Below are 15,817 nucleotides of genomic sequence, written 5' to 3'. Positions count from 1 at the left end.
GCGGTCTGATGCGTCAACCGCAGGTGTCATGACCTCTCGAACGAAGCTCCCATTTCTGGGGCTGAGTCTGGTAAACTTGAGCTTCCGAAAAAGCGACCAAGCCTGAGACTCGACGACTTCCGAAGAAGCCGCTGAGTCTTTAGCTCAGTGGTAGTTCACCCACTTTGCCTGTAAAAAACGCGCAATTCTGATCTTTTTGGAGTCACTGCTGTTTCTCACTTGTGTTCTGGCTGTATTGCTCGCCTGCAAGCCGATGCTGATCAGGAAGAGCTTCACGAAGGTGACGGGCAAGAAACCCCTGAAGGACGCGCTGGTATGTATAGGGATCAGCGTCATATGCGCCACAATGGGTGCTCGATTCCACAAAGTATGTCTCGAGAGCAACCCCCTGAGCTCGCGCTTCAGCAGCAATCTGTCTGGCATGATGAATAGGGATCAGCGTGTCCCCATCCGAATGAATAAGCAGAATAGGGATCGACCAGCGCTGCATGGCATGCTTTGCTCTCATCTTCCAACGCCGAAAACTTGTATCGGGGCGAGCTACTACATCAAAACCAAAACGCAGACGAAAGACCACTGTGCTCAATGCGACAATCCACCAGGTTACTAGCGTCAGGAACGATGGAGGACAGACCAGATGCGGCACCAGTCGTCCCCATTCTTCTACCAACCGATATCGAACCAGCCGGCGCATGACATCATCCGAACGCGCATAGGGGCTATCAGCCACAATCGCAACGACCGATGGATGAGGAGGAATTAAGAGCGAGACGGCTGCCCCCATTGAGAAGCCATGCAGGATGATCTTCCCTGCCAGCGTCTCTGGCTGCTGGGAAGCCACAAAGAGCGCCGCCTCCAGATCGCGCACCTCTGCATTGCCTGCACTCGTCATCACGCTCTCGCTATCGCCATGACCACGAAAATCAAAACAGAAGATATTATACCCACAGGCATATTCTAAGGCAGCGGCAGATCGCATATGGGCACGGGTAATACGATAACCATGACAGAGGACAATCGTCGGGGCGGGCTGAGGCTGGGCCCAGAAATCACCACAGAGCAGTGTACCATCACTGGCCTTGAACAGAATGGTCCGCTGCTGTGCAACTGCTGGCTCTTCAAGTGTCGATTCTACATTCCAACTGAGCTCCATCCCTGGAACAATGATATGAGGACGAGAAAACTCTTGCACGAAAAGATGCGCTAAAAAAGTGAGGCCACTGGCAAGGGTCAGACTAAAAAGACCTGTACCAGTTGCAAGACCAATCGCCCAACGGTTTTGCACAGTCATATGTGCATCTCCTTCTTGCTACTGACCACTAGCTGTGGTCAGAAGGACAAAAAGTTGTGTCTGGAAGGGACGGAGGAACTATCTGCTCCTCTGAACGCCTATTCGCGCACAAATAACTGAGCAAACCGTTATGTTGTATTGATAACCTCTCCTTGACCTCTCTACCTACCAACTACTTACCAACTATCGATAGTTCCTGCTCTGCCTTTGCTGATCCCTCAGTTCCAATCATATCTGCTACTATTTTACCTGAACTCATGACTCCTGGCAATCCTGCGCCGGGATGTGTCCCCGCACCCGCAAAATACAGATTTGCAATATCCTCACTCACATTGTGCGGTCGAAACCAGGCCGATTGTGTGAGAATTGGCTCAACTGAGAAAGCACTTCCCAGATGGCTGTTCAATGTATCACGGAAATGGAGAGGGTTAATAGAATGCTCGGTAATAATATGTTTGGACAGATCAGGAAGATACCGCTCCTCTAGATAGTTGATGATTGCATCGCGATAGGGCCTGGCAGCGGTCGTCCAATCCACATCAGCACCCAGATGAGGAACAGGCGAAAGCACATACCAGGAGTCACAGCCCTCGGGGGCCAATGATGGATCTGTCGCCGTTGGACGATGCAAGTAGAGCGAAAAGTCTTTCGCGAGCACTTTCTTTTTGAAGATATCATCCAGCAGGCCTTTATAGCGCGGTCCCATGAGAATCTCATGATGAGCAACCTGCTCGTATTTTTTATCGGTCCCAAAGTAGATCACAAACAACGACATTGAGTAGTGCATACGCTCAATCTTCTTGTTGTTGTTCTTGGGACGAAAACGCTCGTCAATGAGATGAAGATAGGTAAAAGCCACATCCGCATTGCTCACGACGCTTTGCGCCGCAAAGAACTCGCCATCGACTGTTCTGACTCCCTCAGCCCGGTCGGTTAGCTCATTAATGACAATTTCGGAGACCTCTCGCTCAAGCTGAATGGTGCCACCAATATCCTGGAAGAGCTTCACCATGGCCTGAACCAGCGCCCCCGTACCGCCTACAGCATACCAGACGCCAAAACGCTGCTCCAATGTATGAATCAACGCATAGATCGAAGTGCTCTGAAAAGGGTTTCCACCGATGAGTAATGGATGGAAACTAAAGACCTGCCTCAGCCGCTCATCTTTAATATATTGATTGACAAAGCCCGCTACGGACTTCTGCGATTGCAATTTCACCAGGTCCGGTATGATCTTTACCATATCCGAGAATCTCGTAAATGGCTGGTCAATTAACTCAAACCCTTTAGTAAAGATCTGCTCGCCCGCTTTGGCAAATCGTAGATACCCTTCTTCATCAGCCGGGTTAAACTCGCGAATCTGGCGCAGAATATTCTCACGATCGGCATTATAGTGAAAGATAGAGCCATCTTCAAAGCGAATATTATAGAAAGGGTCGATAGGAATGATCTTGACATAGTCTTCCGTTCGTTTCCCGCATAGCTCAAACAGATCATGGATCAACCAGGGCGCTGTAATAATAGTTGGGCCTCCATCGAACGTAAAGCCATCCTGTTGATAGACATACGCTCGCCCTCCTGGCTTATCTCGCTTCTCCAGTATGGTGACCTGATGCCCCTGCGCCTGCAAGCGAATAGCCGCCGTCAGTCCACCAAAACCACTACCAATAACCAAAATATTCATTATATACTATACTCCTCTTACTGCTGTAATCCACCCATTGTCGAACGCAAGGCGAGAGAAGAGAAACAAATTTGACTTGCGCGACGATCGGAAAGAGCTCTGTAGAGAGATACTCTCAGCAATACTATCACTATTTGAGACGAAAGATCCCCAAAAAAAGGGTAGGTTCCGCTATTCATCAACAAGCTTTCTGAAAATCTTCTCGAAGGGTGGTCGAATGGATCGACTTATGGTACAATGTACACTAAGTCAACAATAGATATCGTATGAATGACACTAAGCTCTGTATACAGTGTACAAAGAGAGGGATATGTTATGCATCGTCGAACTCCTAGCTTTCATCCAGGATTGATGACCGATATGTATCACCCGGATTCAGCCTATGTGTCATGGCGCACAGGGCGAAATGGTCTGACGACCTTTGATCTCTATACCCGTAAAGCGCCGTTTGGCGGTGCCTATCTCTTAACAGCAGGCTTAGAGTCCGCTATCGAGTTTGCGCAATCCTTTCGCTATTCTTCTGAAGAGCTCAGGTTCCTGGCTCACATTCGTGATTATGACGCTGCTTTTCTGGATGAGCTCGCAACGCTCCGCTTTACCGGGGAGATTCTTGCTCTTCCGGAGGGCACTATTGCTTTCCCCAACGAACCTTTGATCCGGGTTACCGCTCCCTTCCGCGAGGCCATTCTCCTTGAGGCTGGTCTGCTTCAGGCTATGGCGCTCTCAACTCTCATTGCAACCAAGGCCTCTCGTATTGTGTATGCTGCGGAACAGGGGCGTGTGCGGCGGGTATCTGAGTTTGCCTTTCGTCGGGCGCAGGAACCGATGACTGTCGCTCGTGCGTCTTACATCGGTGGCTGCTCCAGTACCTCGCTGTTAAATGCGGCCTATGAATATCGTCTCCCTGCCACTGGTACCGTTCCACATGCACTCATTGAGCTTTTTGAAACGGAACAGGAGGCCTTTGAAGCAGTGGCCGAAGCCTACAATCGCTATACGTTATTGCTCGATACCTACGACGCTCGCCGCGCCATCCATACAGCTATTGAAGTAGCTCAGCGCTCTCAAGAGAGTATGGGACATACTTTGGCTGCGGTCAGATTGGATAGTGGAGATCTGGTCGCCGACAGTAAATATATTCGCGAACAGCTACGCAATGCTGAACTGGACTCCGTTCGTATCCTGGCCAGCGGCGATCTCGATGAGTGGAAGATCCAGGATCTCTTACAGCAAGGGGCAGAGATCGACTCCTTTGGAGTAGGCAGCGCTCTTGGACATGGTGCAGGCTCGGTTGAACGCTCAATTGAAGGTGGATCATTAGGGACGGTCTATAAAGAGGCATGGTATGTGGATGATGCAGGGACTGAGTTCCCTAAAATGAAAATTGCTGGTATGAAAAGCACATGGCCCGGGAAAAAAGAAGTGTATCGCCATCCGCACTGGGAGGAGGATGTCATCCAACTCTCTCACGAGCCACGACCCGATAATTATCTTCGTCTCCTTCGCCCCGTAATGCGGGGAGGTGTGGTCATTCCTGGAAGTCTACCACCGCTCTCAGAGATACGAGAGTTAGCCCAGCAAAATCTAGCACATCTCCCTGCCCGCTACCGCGAATTAACAGCCGAACAGCCTTATCCAGTCCGTTTTAGTAAGGGCTTACAGACGCTTCGCAAGCAAACAGCTCAGGCCCTGGGCACAGAGATTGTTTTCTAACGTTTAAGCACTCTTCCTATCTCCAGGACGCAGTTCTCTGTGACTGCGTCCTGAGGTAACAAAACAGCTTTCTCCAGGCTCAGAAAAGAGAAGCTCCCTGCTCTGTGCCCAATCTCCATCCTTCTTCGTTACAAACACAGAACTTATTCTTATAGAACTGGCGCGGGAAAACCCCTGCATTCATGCGGGGGATGAAAGCGCCGTTCCTTTTTTGGGGTTGACTTTTTACACGATATACGATACTCTGTAAAGTATGGAACAGAAGAAAGCATATAAGTACAGAGTCTATCCAACCAACGAGCAAAAACAGATACTTGCTCGTACGTTTGGGTGCGCACGTTTTGTCTCCAATTGGGCATTGCGATGCAAAACCGACGCCTTTTACCAGGAGCAGAAACGTCTGTACTACAAAGATTTGAGTGAGATGCTCACAGCCCTCAAAAAACAAGGTGAGTATGTGTGGCTCAATGACGTCTCTTCTGTTCCCCTGCAACAAGCTTTGCGCCATCTCGATAAAGCGTTTGTCAATTTCTTTGAGGGACGCGCCGCCTATCCTCGTTTCAAGCACAAACGTCAGAAACAAGCAGCCACCTATACCAGCAATGCTTTTACCTGGCGAGATGGGCAGCTGACGCTTGCCAAAATGAAAGAACCTCTCAGCATTGTGTGGTCCCGTCCGCTGCCCAAGGATGCCGTCCCTTCTAGCGTCACCGTCTCCAAGGATAGTACCGATCGCTATTTTGTGAGCATCCTGGTGGAGGAAAACATTGCCCAATTGCCTGTCACCCCCAAAACCGTGGGTGCGGATCTCGGATTGAAATCCTACGTGATCCTCTCCACAGGGGAAACCATCGGCAATCCCAGGTTCTTTCACACCGATGAAAAGAAGCTCGCTAAAGCCCAGAGACGACATGCGAAAAAGAAAAAGGGCTCCAAGAACAAAGAGAAAGCCCGTTTGAAGGTTGCCAAAATCCATGCCCGCATCGCTGATCGTCGCCGTGATTTCCAGCACAAGCTTTCGATCCGCCTGATCCGTGAAAACCAAACGATCTGTGTGGAGAGCCTGGCTGTGAAAAACATGGTCAAAAACCAGAGTCTCAGTAAAGCCATCAGCGATGTAGGGTGGTCGGAATTCGTGTCGCAGTTGGAATACAAGGCAACGTGGTATGGACGCACCCTCGTCAAAATTGACAAGTGGTACCCGTCCTCCAAACGCTGCTTTGACTGTGGACATATTCTCGACTCCTTAGCGTTAGAGGTACGGCACTGGACCTGTCCCAAATGTGGGGTCCATCACGATCGTGACCTCAACGCCTCAAAAAACATTCATGCCGCCGGACTGACGGTACGTGAAGCCTGTGGAGAGGCCGTAAGACCTGGTGCGGTGAAAACCAAGCCTGGCACGTCTCAGCGAAGCAGGAAGCCCCGATCGTGAGGTCGGGAATCCCCCGGATTTATTCGGGGGAGGATGTCAATTTTGACTCAAAGGAAACGCAGATATAATGCGACACAATCTCTCTCAGTCCAAACGGATTGGTACCGCAGAAACAACTAGCGAGACGCCTGAGGCTCCGTCATCATCTCAGATAGTGATCCGGACCCCTGCATTCATCGTTATCTTTGCCCTTCTCTTCACCGTGGGTCTGAGCTTAAATAGTATTCTATCTCAGGGGATGCTTAATGGATATTATACGCCCGATACCATCCATCTTCTCTTTACTGGCCTTGTTTTGCTCTGCTGGCTGATCATTGGCATACGGACTCATTCCTGGCTGGTGCGCACTGGCACAGGCTTTGGGATCATCTGGAGCATCCTCGCGCTGATCGGTTTCGAGATCTCAGCGAAGGGTTTTGATCTAACGTCATTTCCTTTGCTTTACCTCAACATAGCCAGTGCCTGCGCATTATTAGGAGCATCCATCTGTCTTTCAACTGCTCATACTGTGCCTGGCAGATGGGATCGCTGGTTCTTCTGGCTCCTTCCTATTGCAGGTATAAGCATCCTTGCCTTCACAATCTTCTCAGGCGGAGCGGAGAAAACCCTCTGGACCAACCTTATCACTGAGCTCTACCCACTCACTCTCTGTCTCGCCCTGGCCGTCTGGTGGCTCCGCCCTCTTTGCTGGCTCACGCAAGCGGCTCCAGCTATCTTTTTTGGCGCGGCTATTCTCACCTGCATGTTCCTACCAGCGCTCACCAATCGAGAGGCTCACTTCTTCTTTACCCAGATTGTCCTCTTGAGCCTCCTTCTGGCGCTCATTCGCGTGCTCCAATACGAACTCCATCATCAGGATTGATGATGTTGGGAGGAAGATGGCCATTTCTATCACAACACAGGGGCCTCTCTACTTCGGCGATGTTAGCGCTTATCGTCGAAGCAGAGAGGCCCCACCCATAAAATAACAGGTTATTGATGCAGTAAAATAAGAATAGAGACAGCGCTCAATCCGTTATTTAACATATGCAGAATAATGCCTGGCCAGACTGAGCGCGTACGCCAGCGCAGAAAGGCCAGCGCCAGACCAATCACAAACAACAACAGGAATGAACCCGGGTCCCCATGGATCACCGCAAAAAAGAGCGAGCTTACAAGGATCGCCCACCCCAGTGCCATATCGCGCAGTAACCCCATAAAGACAAAGCTACGAAAAAAAATCTCTTCACAGATCGGAGCGACAAAAACCGCCACCAGCAAGGTAGCATAGGTCGTGATGGGAGCAGTTCTACCTGCTTCTAAGACTGCCTGGCTATTCGTCTGGAGATGCAAATGAAGAGCTGTGTTCATGTAATCATATCCAATGCTCAGAACATAGATCCCAGCAAACCCAAAGAGAATAAGCAGAAGTGTGCTCCAGATCTTAAATGGTCGCACGCCCAACACCTGCCCAATGGAGCGCAAAGAGGCCGATTGGGCCAGTGTATGCCGGGCAAAGTAAATAGGCGCAATGAGAAAAGCACACTCCACAAAGACATCAAACAGAAAAACTACAATGGCATTTGTTATGTCTGCTTGCTGAGAATAGACCCTGGAGGGAGCAGGGGCCTTTGAGTTCAGCAATGATAGCACAAAGGTGAAAAGAATCCAGGGAACAATAGTGAAAAAAACGCCAATAAGCATCTGGCGCGTCGTCCAGGGAACTCGTTCATGTTTAGGGGGGGGGAATTGTTCAGACAATATCTTCTCCGCTTTCTCCTTGATCTATTATACCATTACTGGCACCTTCCTGTCTGTAGTGACGCCCCTATTACTACAAGAAAGTTATGGTATACTACTTTCAACATGACTTTCATATCCATAGCACGTCGCATCTAGTTAGGAAGGATACCTGGTTGGCAGGGACAATTCATACACACCCAGAAGAAAATTCAAACTGGCGTCGACACAAAAACGCATGTCCATTTTACCGGGAGCGCTGGTTTCCTTGCAATGATATCAATGCAGGCGAACCAATGTATCAGGTCTTCTGTCTAAAGGGCACACCACCCGCAACTACAGAGGAACAGGAAAAATGTTTCCGCAGTAAATCATGCTGCTGGCGTCTTAGTCAACGCAAAAATCAGGCTCAAACCAGGCAAGAACAGGCAAGAGAAGCTGAGGCGGATGCCCCACTTCACTCTCGCTAGCTGTCTCGTCCCTAAGCTCGTTGCGTTACCCAATCATTGCACAACCATTCATCATTACCCAATAGCAAGCCTCCTGCATCACTTCCCGTGTTCATGCTAAGACTTCTCACCGCAAAAGAGCCCGCTCGTTTTTTGTGTTGTCTTACAGAGCAACGGAGGCGCAGGTCCAAACGAAAAAGCCGAGACATCAGATAGCACTGATGCTCGGCTTTTTCGTTTTGAGACTAGCTGAAGTCTTGCCAACCAACCAGTAACAGTAGCTTAACCACGCTCGCCGGAATTATAGACATACTGCTCTTGAACATCTTTATATTCAAAGATCTCCTCGGGCTTGAAGAAGCGCTTCACTTCAACTTCAGCGCTCTCCAATGAATCAGAGCAGTGAATCAGGTTTGCCTGGGTGCTCATGGCGAACTCGCCACGGATGGTGCCAGGAGCTGCCTCTCGAGCTTTGGTAATACCAACCAGCTGGCGAACAGCAGCAACGCACTCGGTTCCCTCAACGCAGCATGCGATGACAGGGGTCAACTGCATAAATGACTTGACCTCGGGGAAGAAAGGGCGGCTCACCAGGTGGCTATAGTGTTCATTCAATAGCTCATCGGTCAACTGCATCATTTTCAAACCAACCAGTTTCAGACCTTTGCGCTCCAGGCGAGCAATGATCTCACCGACGAGGTCGCGCTGAACGGCATCAGGTTTGAGCAAAATTAATGTACGTTCCATAACGGATAAGTTCTCCTTTTAAATATGGACTGCATTCTCACTCGCTGTGAATGATGATGACAGGCCAACACAGCAACGAACAGAAGCTGTCAGTTGCATTGTGATCAACAGAAAGCACAGTGTCTACGCTGGAGCTGTTACGCATCCAGGCAACTGTGTGCTACCAGCCAGCAAAAAGGCGCATCTATAGCGCACCACAAGACAACTCTGGACCTCTTCCAAAAGAGTATCCAGAGGGCATCGTGCAATGTGGAAACCCATGCTTTCAGGCGTCGGGCTCCCAACCACACGTTTAATGTCTTCAGACAAGTTGTACAACTGGCACTTAGTAGTTTGCCTCAGCCAGATGTCGAACCAGTTGACGGCAAGCTTTTTTCATCTCCAGGCGAATACGCCCAGGATTGCTACTTCCACGGGTTGTCACAACAAGGATGAGCTCGCCAGCTTCTTCCATTTGAACGGTTCCTGTCTTTGTCTCAACAATCACGTGGAGAGCATCGCCATTACTCATCTGGGACGTAAAATTGTTGATGGAGCCAAACGCAGCGGCAGACATTGCACCGATCACTTCCTCATCCTCACTATGCAGTATACCAGAGACGATCAATCCATCTTTCCCAACCAGGATAGCATTGTGAATATCGTCCAGTTCGGTTAACCGTTGCAGAATCGTTTCCACTTGGAATTGCCTTCCTTTTTGTGTTCGTGTGTATTCAATCATGTTCAATAGGATCCAGATACACACGTTTGTATTCAAATATCTGCGCTTGCTGTCCCTAGTCAGCCAGCCATCGACCCGTGAACAGATAAACTTACATGAGCTTATCAACAGAAGAATGGCTTCAAGCTTCCTGTGCAGGTCAGAAATAAGCTCTACCGTTCAGGAAGCTTAATTTTTCTTCTTCGTCATCGTTAAGGCTTTATTATATGCTTCCATGGCCTGTAAGTATTCGCCCTGGCGCATATATGCATCTCCCAGGACACGATACCCCGCCGAATAATTCGGTGCCAGTTTCAGGAGAGCTCGTACATTGCTGACGACCTCACCTAAGAGCTCTGGTGCATTGCGAATAATAATTCGATACTCGGCCATCGCACCATCGTATTCACCAACCAGCTGGTTCTGATATCCTTTCAGCAACCGATCTCGATTATTACCAGTCCCCTCAGATGCTTTTACCGGCGTACGCTCGACTGAACGCTCGCGTGGACTTGCAGCTGCCAGATCTCTCTGTGAGAGCGAACGCTGCTGATGTATGGGCTGTAAACGAACTGCTGGACGCTTCATGGTCGTCTCTAGCTCGTTATCCAACAATGGGTTCACATGCGCAACCGGCACTTTTACGGTCTCATGAATTTCACTGATGGTCGGTGGAACAAAGGTTGTTGGCTCAAAGATCGGTGCCTCAGGGCGGACCTCATGAGCAGCGGGAAGATCGCTGCTCACTGGATTCTTTGGCTTGGGAAGGGTGGGTGGGACCACTGGCTGGTGATAAGCTGGCACTGCTTCCTCTCGCTGAGGGGCAACTGGTGTGGGGACCGAACGCAAAGCGGCCAGCCAGGAGGGTTCTGCGGTTGTCTCCTGTACTTCTTCTACCACGCTGCTTGCATTCTCAACAGGTGGGGTCTGGTTCGCAAATTGCCCCAACTCTGCCAGTGCTGAAGCCAGTGTTGGATGAGCCGATGGGACAGGTTCGGGCTGGGATGCCTCCTGAGCCAGTGCTTCTTCTTGTTGAGCAATGGCCGATAACGATTTGGGCTCCAGGTCGATAAACCCTTTTGAGCGCAAGCTCTTCTCCAGCTCTTCTAGAGTGGTCAAAAGGTTCTCTTCTGCCTGCTGCGCGGGTGGCTCAGGCTCTTGTGTGTAAGAGAGCCAGTTCTCGTACGGCGAGACACTCTCGGTCTGCGGTGCCGTCTGGAAGGGTTCATCCATTTCAGGAGATGATGAGGTAGCGCCAAGTTGAGCAAGCCAGGAAGCGCCTTCTGATTGAGCAGTGTGGCCGTTGGTACTCTGTCCTTCCCAGGCTGCATAGGGCGATTCTTCGGTCTCCTGTCCACCCAATTGAGAGAGCCAGGAGGGCTGGAGTGGTTGAGCAGATTGAGCACCTGTTGTCGCATCAACCCTATCTAACCAGGACGAGGCCGCTGTCTGCTCTTCCGCGCTCTCGGCTGGTGAAAGCTGCCATGAGGCATGGGCTTCACTCTGAGACGGCGTCTGTTCCAACTGTGCCAACCATGATGGCTGCTGCACTTCTGCTGATTGCTGCCATGCGTCATAACCGGTCGATGGTGGATTGAGTTGTGACAGCCAATCTGGCTGTACTGCGGGCTGAGTAGATACCTCTTCCTGTACTGGCTTCTCTTCGCTGGCAACGGGCTCATAGGTATCTGCCACTGGTTCATTTTGAACCAGTTCAACGACAGGCTCCTCCACCTCTTCATCACCCAGAGCACCCAGCGATTTTAGCCATTCGGGTCCAAAGAAAGAGTCCTCATCATCATTTTGGAGACTAACCGGTTCGGAGACAGGTGATATCACCTGCTCCTGACTCTTCACAGGAACTGCACTCTCGGAAATATGTGCTTTCTGTCCTTGCTGCTCAATCACAGATTCCGGCTGTTCAGGCAGGGGTGAAGAAGGAGCTAGAGACTGATACAGATCGCTGGCTGGTTCCTGCTGAGGCATCGGCGGCTGGACCTGTGCGGACAATGCGGGCTCAACCGGTTGTTTAGACAGAGAGATCGCAGGCATATTTCCCGTCATCTGCCGTCGGTCATCTTGAGTCAACATGCTCAGCCAGGCTGGTGGGGCCGAGAGAGAGGAGGATTGAAGTGGATCATTCCAGGATGAACCACTCTCTTGCTTTGGAGGTGCAAGATTCCAGAACGCACCCTGTGCGTCATCCACCTCATCAATCTCAGGAACCTCATCTTCAGCCGTCAGGCCATCCCATGAGGAATGCTCTTGCAGGGGCGCAATGCTGGCTGGAGCTTCTGGAGCAATCCCATGCAACGCATTTTCAAGCAATTGCTGCTCAGAAGTCCAGGATGGCTGCGCTTCATAGCCTTGCTCATCCAAAGCAGGCGTGCCAGCCTGTGCTAGAGTATCGCTGCTAAAAGAGAGACCAGCAGCCGATGTAGCCTGTTGAACCTTCTCTTGCGAAGAAGAGCGCGGCTTAATCCAGGTAGTATCAGTGGTACTTTGTTCACTTCCACCCCAACCGGAGAGTCCAGACGAGGATATACCAGTTGCTCTCGCCGCAGACGAGGTTGCCGCCTCACCTCGTGGTACACCTAGATAGACTGGCTCCCTCTGGAGCAACGCTAAAAATGGATCGCCAGGATGACTCGCGAGTTGATCTGCAAAGAGATCGTGAGCCATAAGCAGGTCTGGATCTGAGGCTTCGGCCTTTCGTAATATCTCTTGAGCCTGCGCCAGATCTTTCGAAGCTGTCACATAGGCCTGCAACAAGAGTGCCTTCACACAGCCTGGAACATCCCGCAGGATCTGAGCAGCCAGTTCAGCCACTTGCTCATAAAGCGCCTCGCGCCAGTAGGTCTCCAGGAGACCGGTCCGAGCATCTAAGCGTTCTGGGCTGGCGGCCAGCACAATCTCCCACTCTTGTAATGCTTGTGAGAGCAGGCCACCTCGTAGATAGAGGCGAGCCAGGCCAGCACGTGAAAACATAAAACCTGGCTGACCAGTTTTTTCACTGAGTTGATTAAACTGCTGGCGGATCTGGCTATTTCCACGGCTCAGTTCATACGCCTGCTGATAGCAATCCAGTGCTGTATCATAATCGCTTAAACGTTCGCTGACCAGAGCACGATTGCAGTAGGTAATGACATTTTCAGGATCATTGGTCAGAACCCAATCAAAAGCATGCTGTGCCTCTTCCAGTCGTCCCTGCGCTAAATAGATCTCGCCAAGCAGACGTTGAGCCTCAAGCGAGGCTGGAAAATAAGCAAGAATGTATTGACAGCTGGCAAGGGCCTCATCGAGGCGATCAGAAGCAATCGCATCCTCGGTCTCTTGCAAATAGTCACGAAGCGTTATTTGTGCCATAAAAACTGGTCTCCTCTTCCCGCTTTACACACCTGCGAGCACTGTTTTAAAATAGCCTGCTCGACGTGTATCATCAGGCCCAATCACAGCCAGCCGACGCCATTGAGGGGCAAAGCAGATCCGCGCAACACGTTGAATATCCTCGACCGTAACGGCAGAGACATTGGCAAGCACCTCATCAATGCTCCACATCCGATTATAGAGGCATTCCTGGCTCCCTAGCCAGGAGGCAACCTGCTGCGTTCCTTCTAGTCCCAACAGAATGCTCCCACGAATATATGCCTTAATCCGCTCTAATTCAGCCGTGGGAACTGGTTCATCGCACAGCCGTGTGAGTTCGGCCAGAATGGAGTGAACTGCCTCTTGTGTGTGCGAAGGATCTACACCTGCGCTCACTACCAGGCTTCCTGTCTCATAATAGCTATTGAAATAGCTACCAATGTCATACGCCAGGCCCTGCTCTTCTCGCAATGTCTGGAAGAGACGCGAGCTCATGCCATCCCCCAGAAGCCCATTAATGAGTAGTAAGGGATAATAATCAGGTGAGCCATACGCAGTCCCCAGGGTGGACAGGCAGATGTTTGTCTGTTCAGTCGCTTTTTTGATCATGCGAACAGGAGGAGTGTGCAGCGGTGGGAGGCAGGGGGTCCAGGAAGGAGTTGGGCGTGCTTCCCAATCATGAAAGAGCTTCTCCACTAACGCCAACACCTCTTGATGATCGATATTTCCTGCAACACTCACAACTAACGAATTCGGACGATAATAGGTATCGAGATACTCCAACATCTGTTGGCGCTGCAAACGTTTAACCGATTCAATGTTCCCTGCATCATCTCGCCCCAGAGGGAGATTGGGCCACATGGCCTCATCAATTAATAAATTCACCCATTCCTGTGGATCATCCTGCGTTGAGCTTAACTCCTCAATGATGACTCCACGCTCTTTCTCGATTTCAATTGGATCAAAGAGGGGATGGCGAATCATATCAGCCAGAACGTCCAGCACTACAGGAAGGTCTTCCCCAGGCACACGTGCTGTATAGCTGGTTATCTCTTTCCCTGTGCTTCCATTGAAATTCCCTCCCACTCCCTCGATGGCCTCAGAAATCTTTCGTGCACTCGGGTAGTGCTGTGACCCTTTAAAGAGCATATGCTCAATAAAATGGGAGACACCTGCAATCTCATCTGTTTCATACCGCGATCCAACCGCAAAAAAGAACGCAATGCTAGCAGAACGCATACCAGGCATATGGGTAGTAATTAAACGTAAACCGTTTTTTAGTGTAGTGCGCACGTAATTCATTCGATTTTTTGGCTCAGAGCCTCTTACATTGAGATGTGGAAAGAGCGCCCCTCTTCTCCTTATGGTTCCTGATCAAAAAGAACTGATACAGTTTTTAGCATCTCTATTGACTGTGGCAGATAAAAATCAGGGTATCTTGCAACATTATAGACGCTTTAACAGTCTATCGCAACTGAATCGAGGGGGAGTAGGAAGAAATGGAGTTCCGTCATCGTCACACAGGCAGATTCAGGGGGAAAGAAGTCGAGCTCCTCTTTCCCCCCTGGATCTGCCCGTATGAGGGATCTCACTAGATCAGACCAATATCGTCCGCCAGCTCTCCAAGCCCCCCTAAGAGTCCTTCGTTGCGATGATGACGATTGTGGTGACGTCCATAGCCCATATCACCCTCAACCCGATCTTCAATCGAGTTTTCAACTCCATGCAAAAGCATCTCGCCACCAATTACGGCTGCTGCTCCACCCAGAACTCCCATGGCGATCTTCCCATTATTCCCCTGCAACATCCCTCCAATTCCTCCCTGCTGACCCTGATTTGGGGTAAATGCCGGGGTTGGCACAACGCCAGTCAGGCTCGTACGACAGCTCACACAATTGGAGGTCCCTACGGGAGCCTGTGCCATACAGACCGGGCAGCGCACAATCATCTGCCCTTGCCCTATCATTGGCTGCTGTTGATAGCCCGCCTGCTGCGGATAGGGCTGCGGATACGATGTATAAGGCTGTGGGTAGGCTTGTGGCTGCTGATAGGGGCCCTGAGGGGGATACTGCCCTGACTGTCCATACCCTGTGCCAATACCTAGTTGACTTCCACATCCTCCACAAAAGCGCATTGTTGCTGCGTTTAACTGCCCACAGTTCGCACAATGAAGCTGCGCTGGCTGCGATGGAGCCGAGACTGGTATACGCCTATCGTGGCCGCACTGTGAACAAAACTGCGTGCCCACTGGGACCACGGCATGACAGGCTGGACATGAAGGCGGCGGCGGCGGCGGTGTACTCGAGGCGTCAGCACGCAACGTTCCTCCACAATGCATACAAAATGCTGCATGAGAAGCGACTGCCCCCTGGCAGCGTGGACAGATAGATGACGTCGCTGACGCTCCCTGGACAGTGGTAGCCTGGACTGCCGTCCCACAATCAGGACAGAATTTTTTACCCGAAACATCTCTTCCACAGGTTCGACAGGTGGTCATAACTCCATACCCTTCCCTTTAATAGTACCAACTCTCTTCCTATACAACTAAACGCAGTGTAGCATAGTTTCTACAATCCGTCGAGATAAACCTCTTATCGCTTCGATAACCGTTCACGGTCTGGATTACAGGGTCCAGGGAAAGAGCAGGCCCTGCACGAGAAGGGCTCTTTCTCATCTCTTCGTGCAGGGCCTGCTCTCTCTCTAGCTTTTTCTA

Annotated in this window: 11 protein-coding genes; 3 read left to right on the top strand and 8 right to left on the bottom strand. The window is 50.7% G+C overall.

Features of this window, described 5'->3' with window-relative positions:
* Positions 1–202: 202 nt before the first annotated feature.
* Together EL628_RS12020 and EL628_RS12015 are read right to left on the bottom strand one after the other, a co-directional pair.
* Entirely contained in the window at positions 203–1,291 is a 1,089-nt protein-coding gene (locus EL628_RS12020) for an alpha/beta hydrolase (protein WP_126580185.1), read from the bottom strand.
* Positions 1,292–1,463: 172 nt separating this feature from the next.
* On the bottom strand, positions 1,464–2,975 hold the full coding sequence (locus EL628_RS12015) for a phytoene desaturase (RefSeq protein WP_126580184.1): 1,512 nt from the start codon (positions 2,973–2,975) through the stop codon (positions 1,464–1,466).
* 315 nt (positions 2,976–3,290) lie between these two features.
* Here EL628_RS12015 and EL628_RS12010 point away from each other — a divergent pair, with 315 nt between their 5' ends.
* From EL628_RS12010 to EL628_RS12000, 3 genes are all read left to right on the top strand, one after another.
* Positions 3,291–4,688, top strand: a complete 1,398-nt coding sequence (locus EL628_RS12010; protein WP_161975447.1) for a nicotinate phosphoribosyltransferase — start codon at positions 3,291–3,293, stop codon at positions 4,686–4,688.
* Between the two features lie 253 nt (positions 4,689–4,941).
* The gene (locus EL628_RS12005; RefSeq protein ID WP_126580182.1) at positions 4,942–6,123 is read left to right on the top strand and encodes an RNA-guided endonuclease TnpB family protein; all 1,182 of its coding nucleotides are present in this window, start codon (positions 4,942–4,944) and stop codon (positions 6,121–6,123) included.
* A 67-nt stretch (positions 6,124–6,190) separates the two neighbouring features.
* The gene (locus EL628_RS12000) at positions 6,191–6,985 is read left to right on the top strand and encodes a hypothetical protein (RefSeq protein ID WP_126580181.1); all 795 of its coding nucleotides are present in this window, start codon (positions 6,191–6,193) and stop codon (positions 6,983–6,985) included.
* 110 nt (positions 6,986–7,095) lie between these two features.
* Here the strand turns inward: EL628_RS12000 and EL628_RS11995 are convergent, their stop codons facing one another.
* The 6 genes from EL628_RS11995 to EL628_RS11970 form a co-directional block, all read right to left on the bottom strand.
* Positions 7,096–7,863: a CPBP family intramembrane glutamic endopeptidase gene (locus EL628_RS11995; RefSeq protein WP_126580180.1), complete on the bottom strand. Its 768-nt coding sequence runs from the start codon at positions 7,861–7,863 to the stop codon at positions 7,096–7,098.
* A 710-nt stretch (positions 7,864–8,573) separates the two neighbouring features.
* Complete coding sequence (gene ndk / locus EL628_RS11990) at positions 8,574–9,038, bottom strand: nucleoside-diphosphate kinase (protein ID WP_126580179.1); 465 nt, start codon at positions 9,036–9,038, stop codon at positions 8,574–8,576.
* A 325-nt stretch (positions 9,039–9,363) separates the two neighbouring features.
* A complete protein-coding gene (locus tag EL628_RS11985; protein ID WP_161975446.1) occupies positions 9,364–9,717 on the bottom strand; it encodes a roadblock/LC7 domain-containing protein in 354 nt (117 codons plus the stop codon).
* Between the two features lie 210 nt (positions 9,718–9,927).
* Positions 9,928–13,104, bottom strand: a complete 3,177-nt coding sequence (locus EL628_RS11980; RefSeq protein WP_126580177.1) for a tetratricopeptide repeat protein — start codon at positions 13,102–13,104, stop codon at positions 9,928–9,930.
* Between the two features lie 24 nt (positions 13,105–13,128).
* Entirely contained in the window at positions 13,129–14,397 is a 1,269-nt protein-coding gene (locus tag EL628_RS11975; protein ID WP_161975445.1) for a M16 family metallopeptidase, read from the bottom strand.
* A gap of 298 nt (positions 14,398–14,695) precedes the next feature.
* Entirely contained in the window at positions 14,696–15,601 is a 906-nt protein-coding gene (locus EL628_RS11970) for a zinc ribbon domain-containing protein (protein ID WP_126580175.1), read from the bottom strand.
* Positions 15,602–15,817 lie beyond the last annotated feature (216 nt).

The sequence above is a fragment of the Tengunoibacter tsumagoiensis genome, from assembly GCF_003967535.1.
Classification (GTDB): domain Bacteria; phylum Chloroflexota; class Ktedonobacteria; order Ktedonobacterales; family Ktedonobacteraceae; genus Tengunoibacter; species Tengunoibacter tsumagoiensis.
The sequence above is the reverse complement of the archived record's forward strand: the minus strand, read 5'-3'. Positions and strand labels throughout refer to the sequence as shown.

Bases quoted from the DNA above. Each gene is read 5' to 3' on its own strand.
- EL628_RS12020 (WP_126580185.1), bottom strand. From the start codon at position 1,291: ATGACTGTGCAAAACCGTTGGGCGATTGGTCTTGCAACTGGTACAGGT.
- EL628_RS12015 (WP_126580184.1), bottom strand. From the start codon at position 2,975: ATGAATATTTTGGTTATTGGTAGTGGTTTTGGTGGACTGACGGCGGCT.
- EL628_RS12010 (WP_161975447.1), top strand. From the start codon at position 3,291: ATGCATCGTCGAACTCCTAGCTTTCATCCAGGATTGATGACCGATATG.
- EL628_RS12005 (WP_126580182.1), top strand. From the start codon at position 4,942: ATGGAACAGAAGAAAGCATATAAGTACAGAGTCTATCCAACCAACGAG.
- EL628_RS12000 (WP_126580181.1), top strand. From the start codon at position 6,191: ATGCGACACAATCTCTCTCAGTCCAAACGGATTGGTACCGCAGAAACA.
- ndk (WP_126580179.1), bottom strand. From the start codon at position 9,038: ATGGAACGTACATTAATTTTGCTCAAACCTGATGCCGTTCAGCGCGAC.
- EL628_RS11980 (WP_126580177.1), bottom strand. From the start codon at position 13,104: ATGGCACAAATAACGCTTCGTGACTATTTGCAAGAGACCGAGGATGCG.
- EL628_RS11970 (WP_126580175.1), bottom strand. From the start codon at position 15,601: ATGACCACCTGTCGAACCTGTGGAAGAGATGTTTCGGGTAAAAAATTC.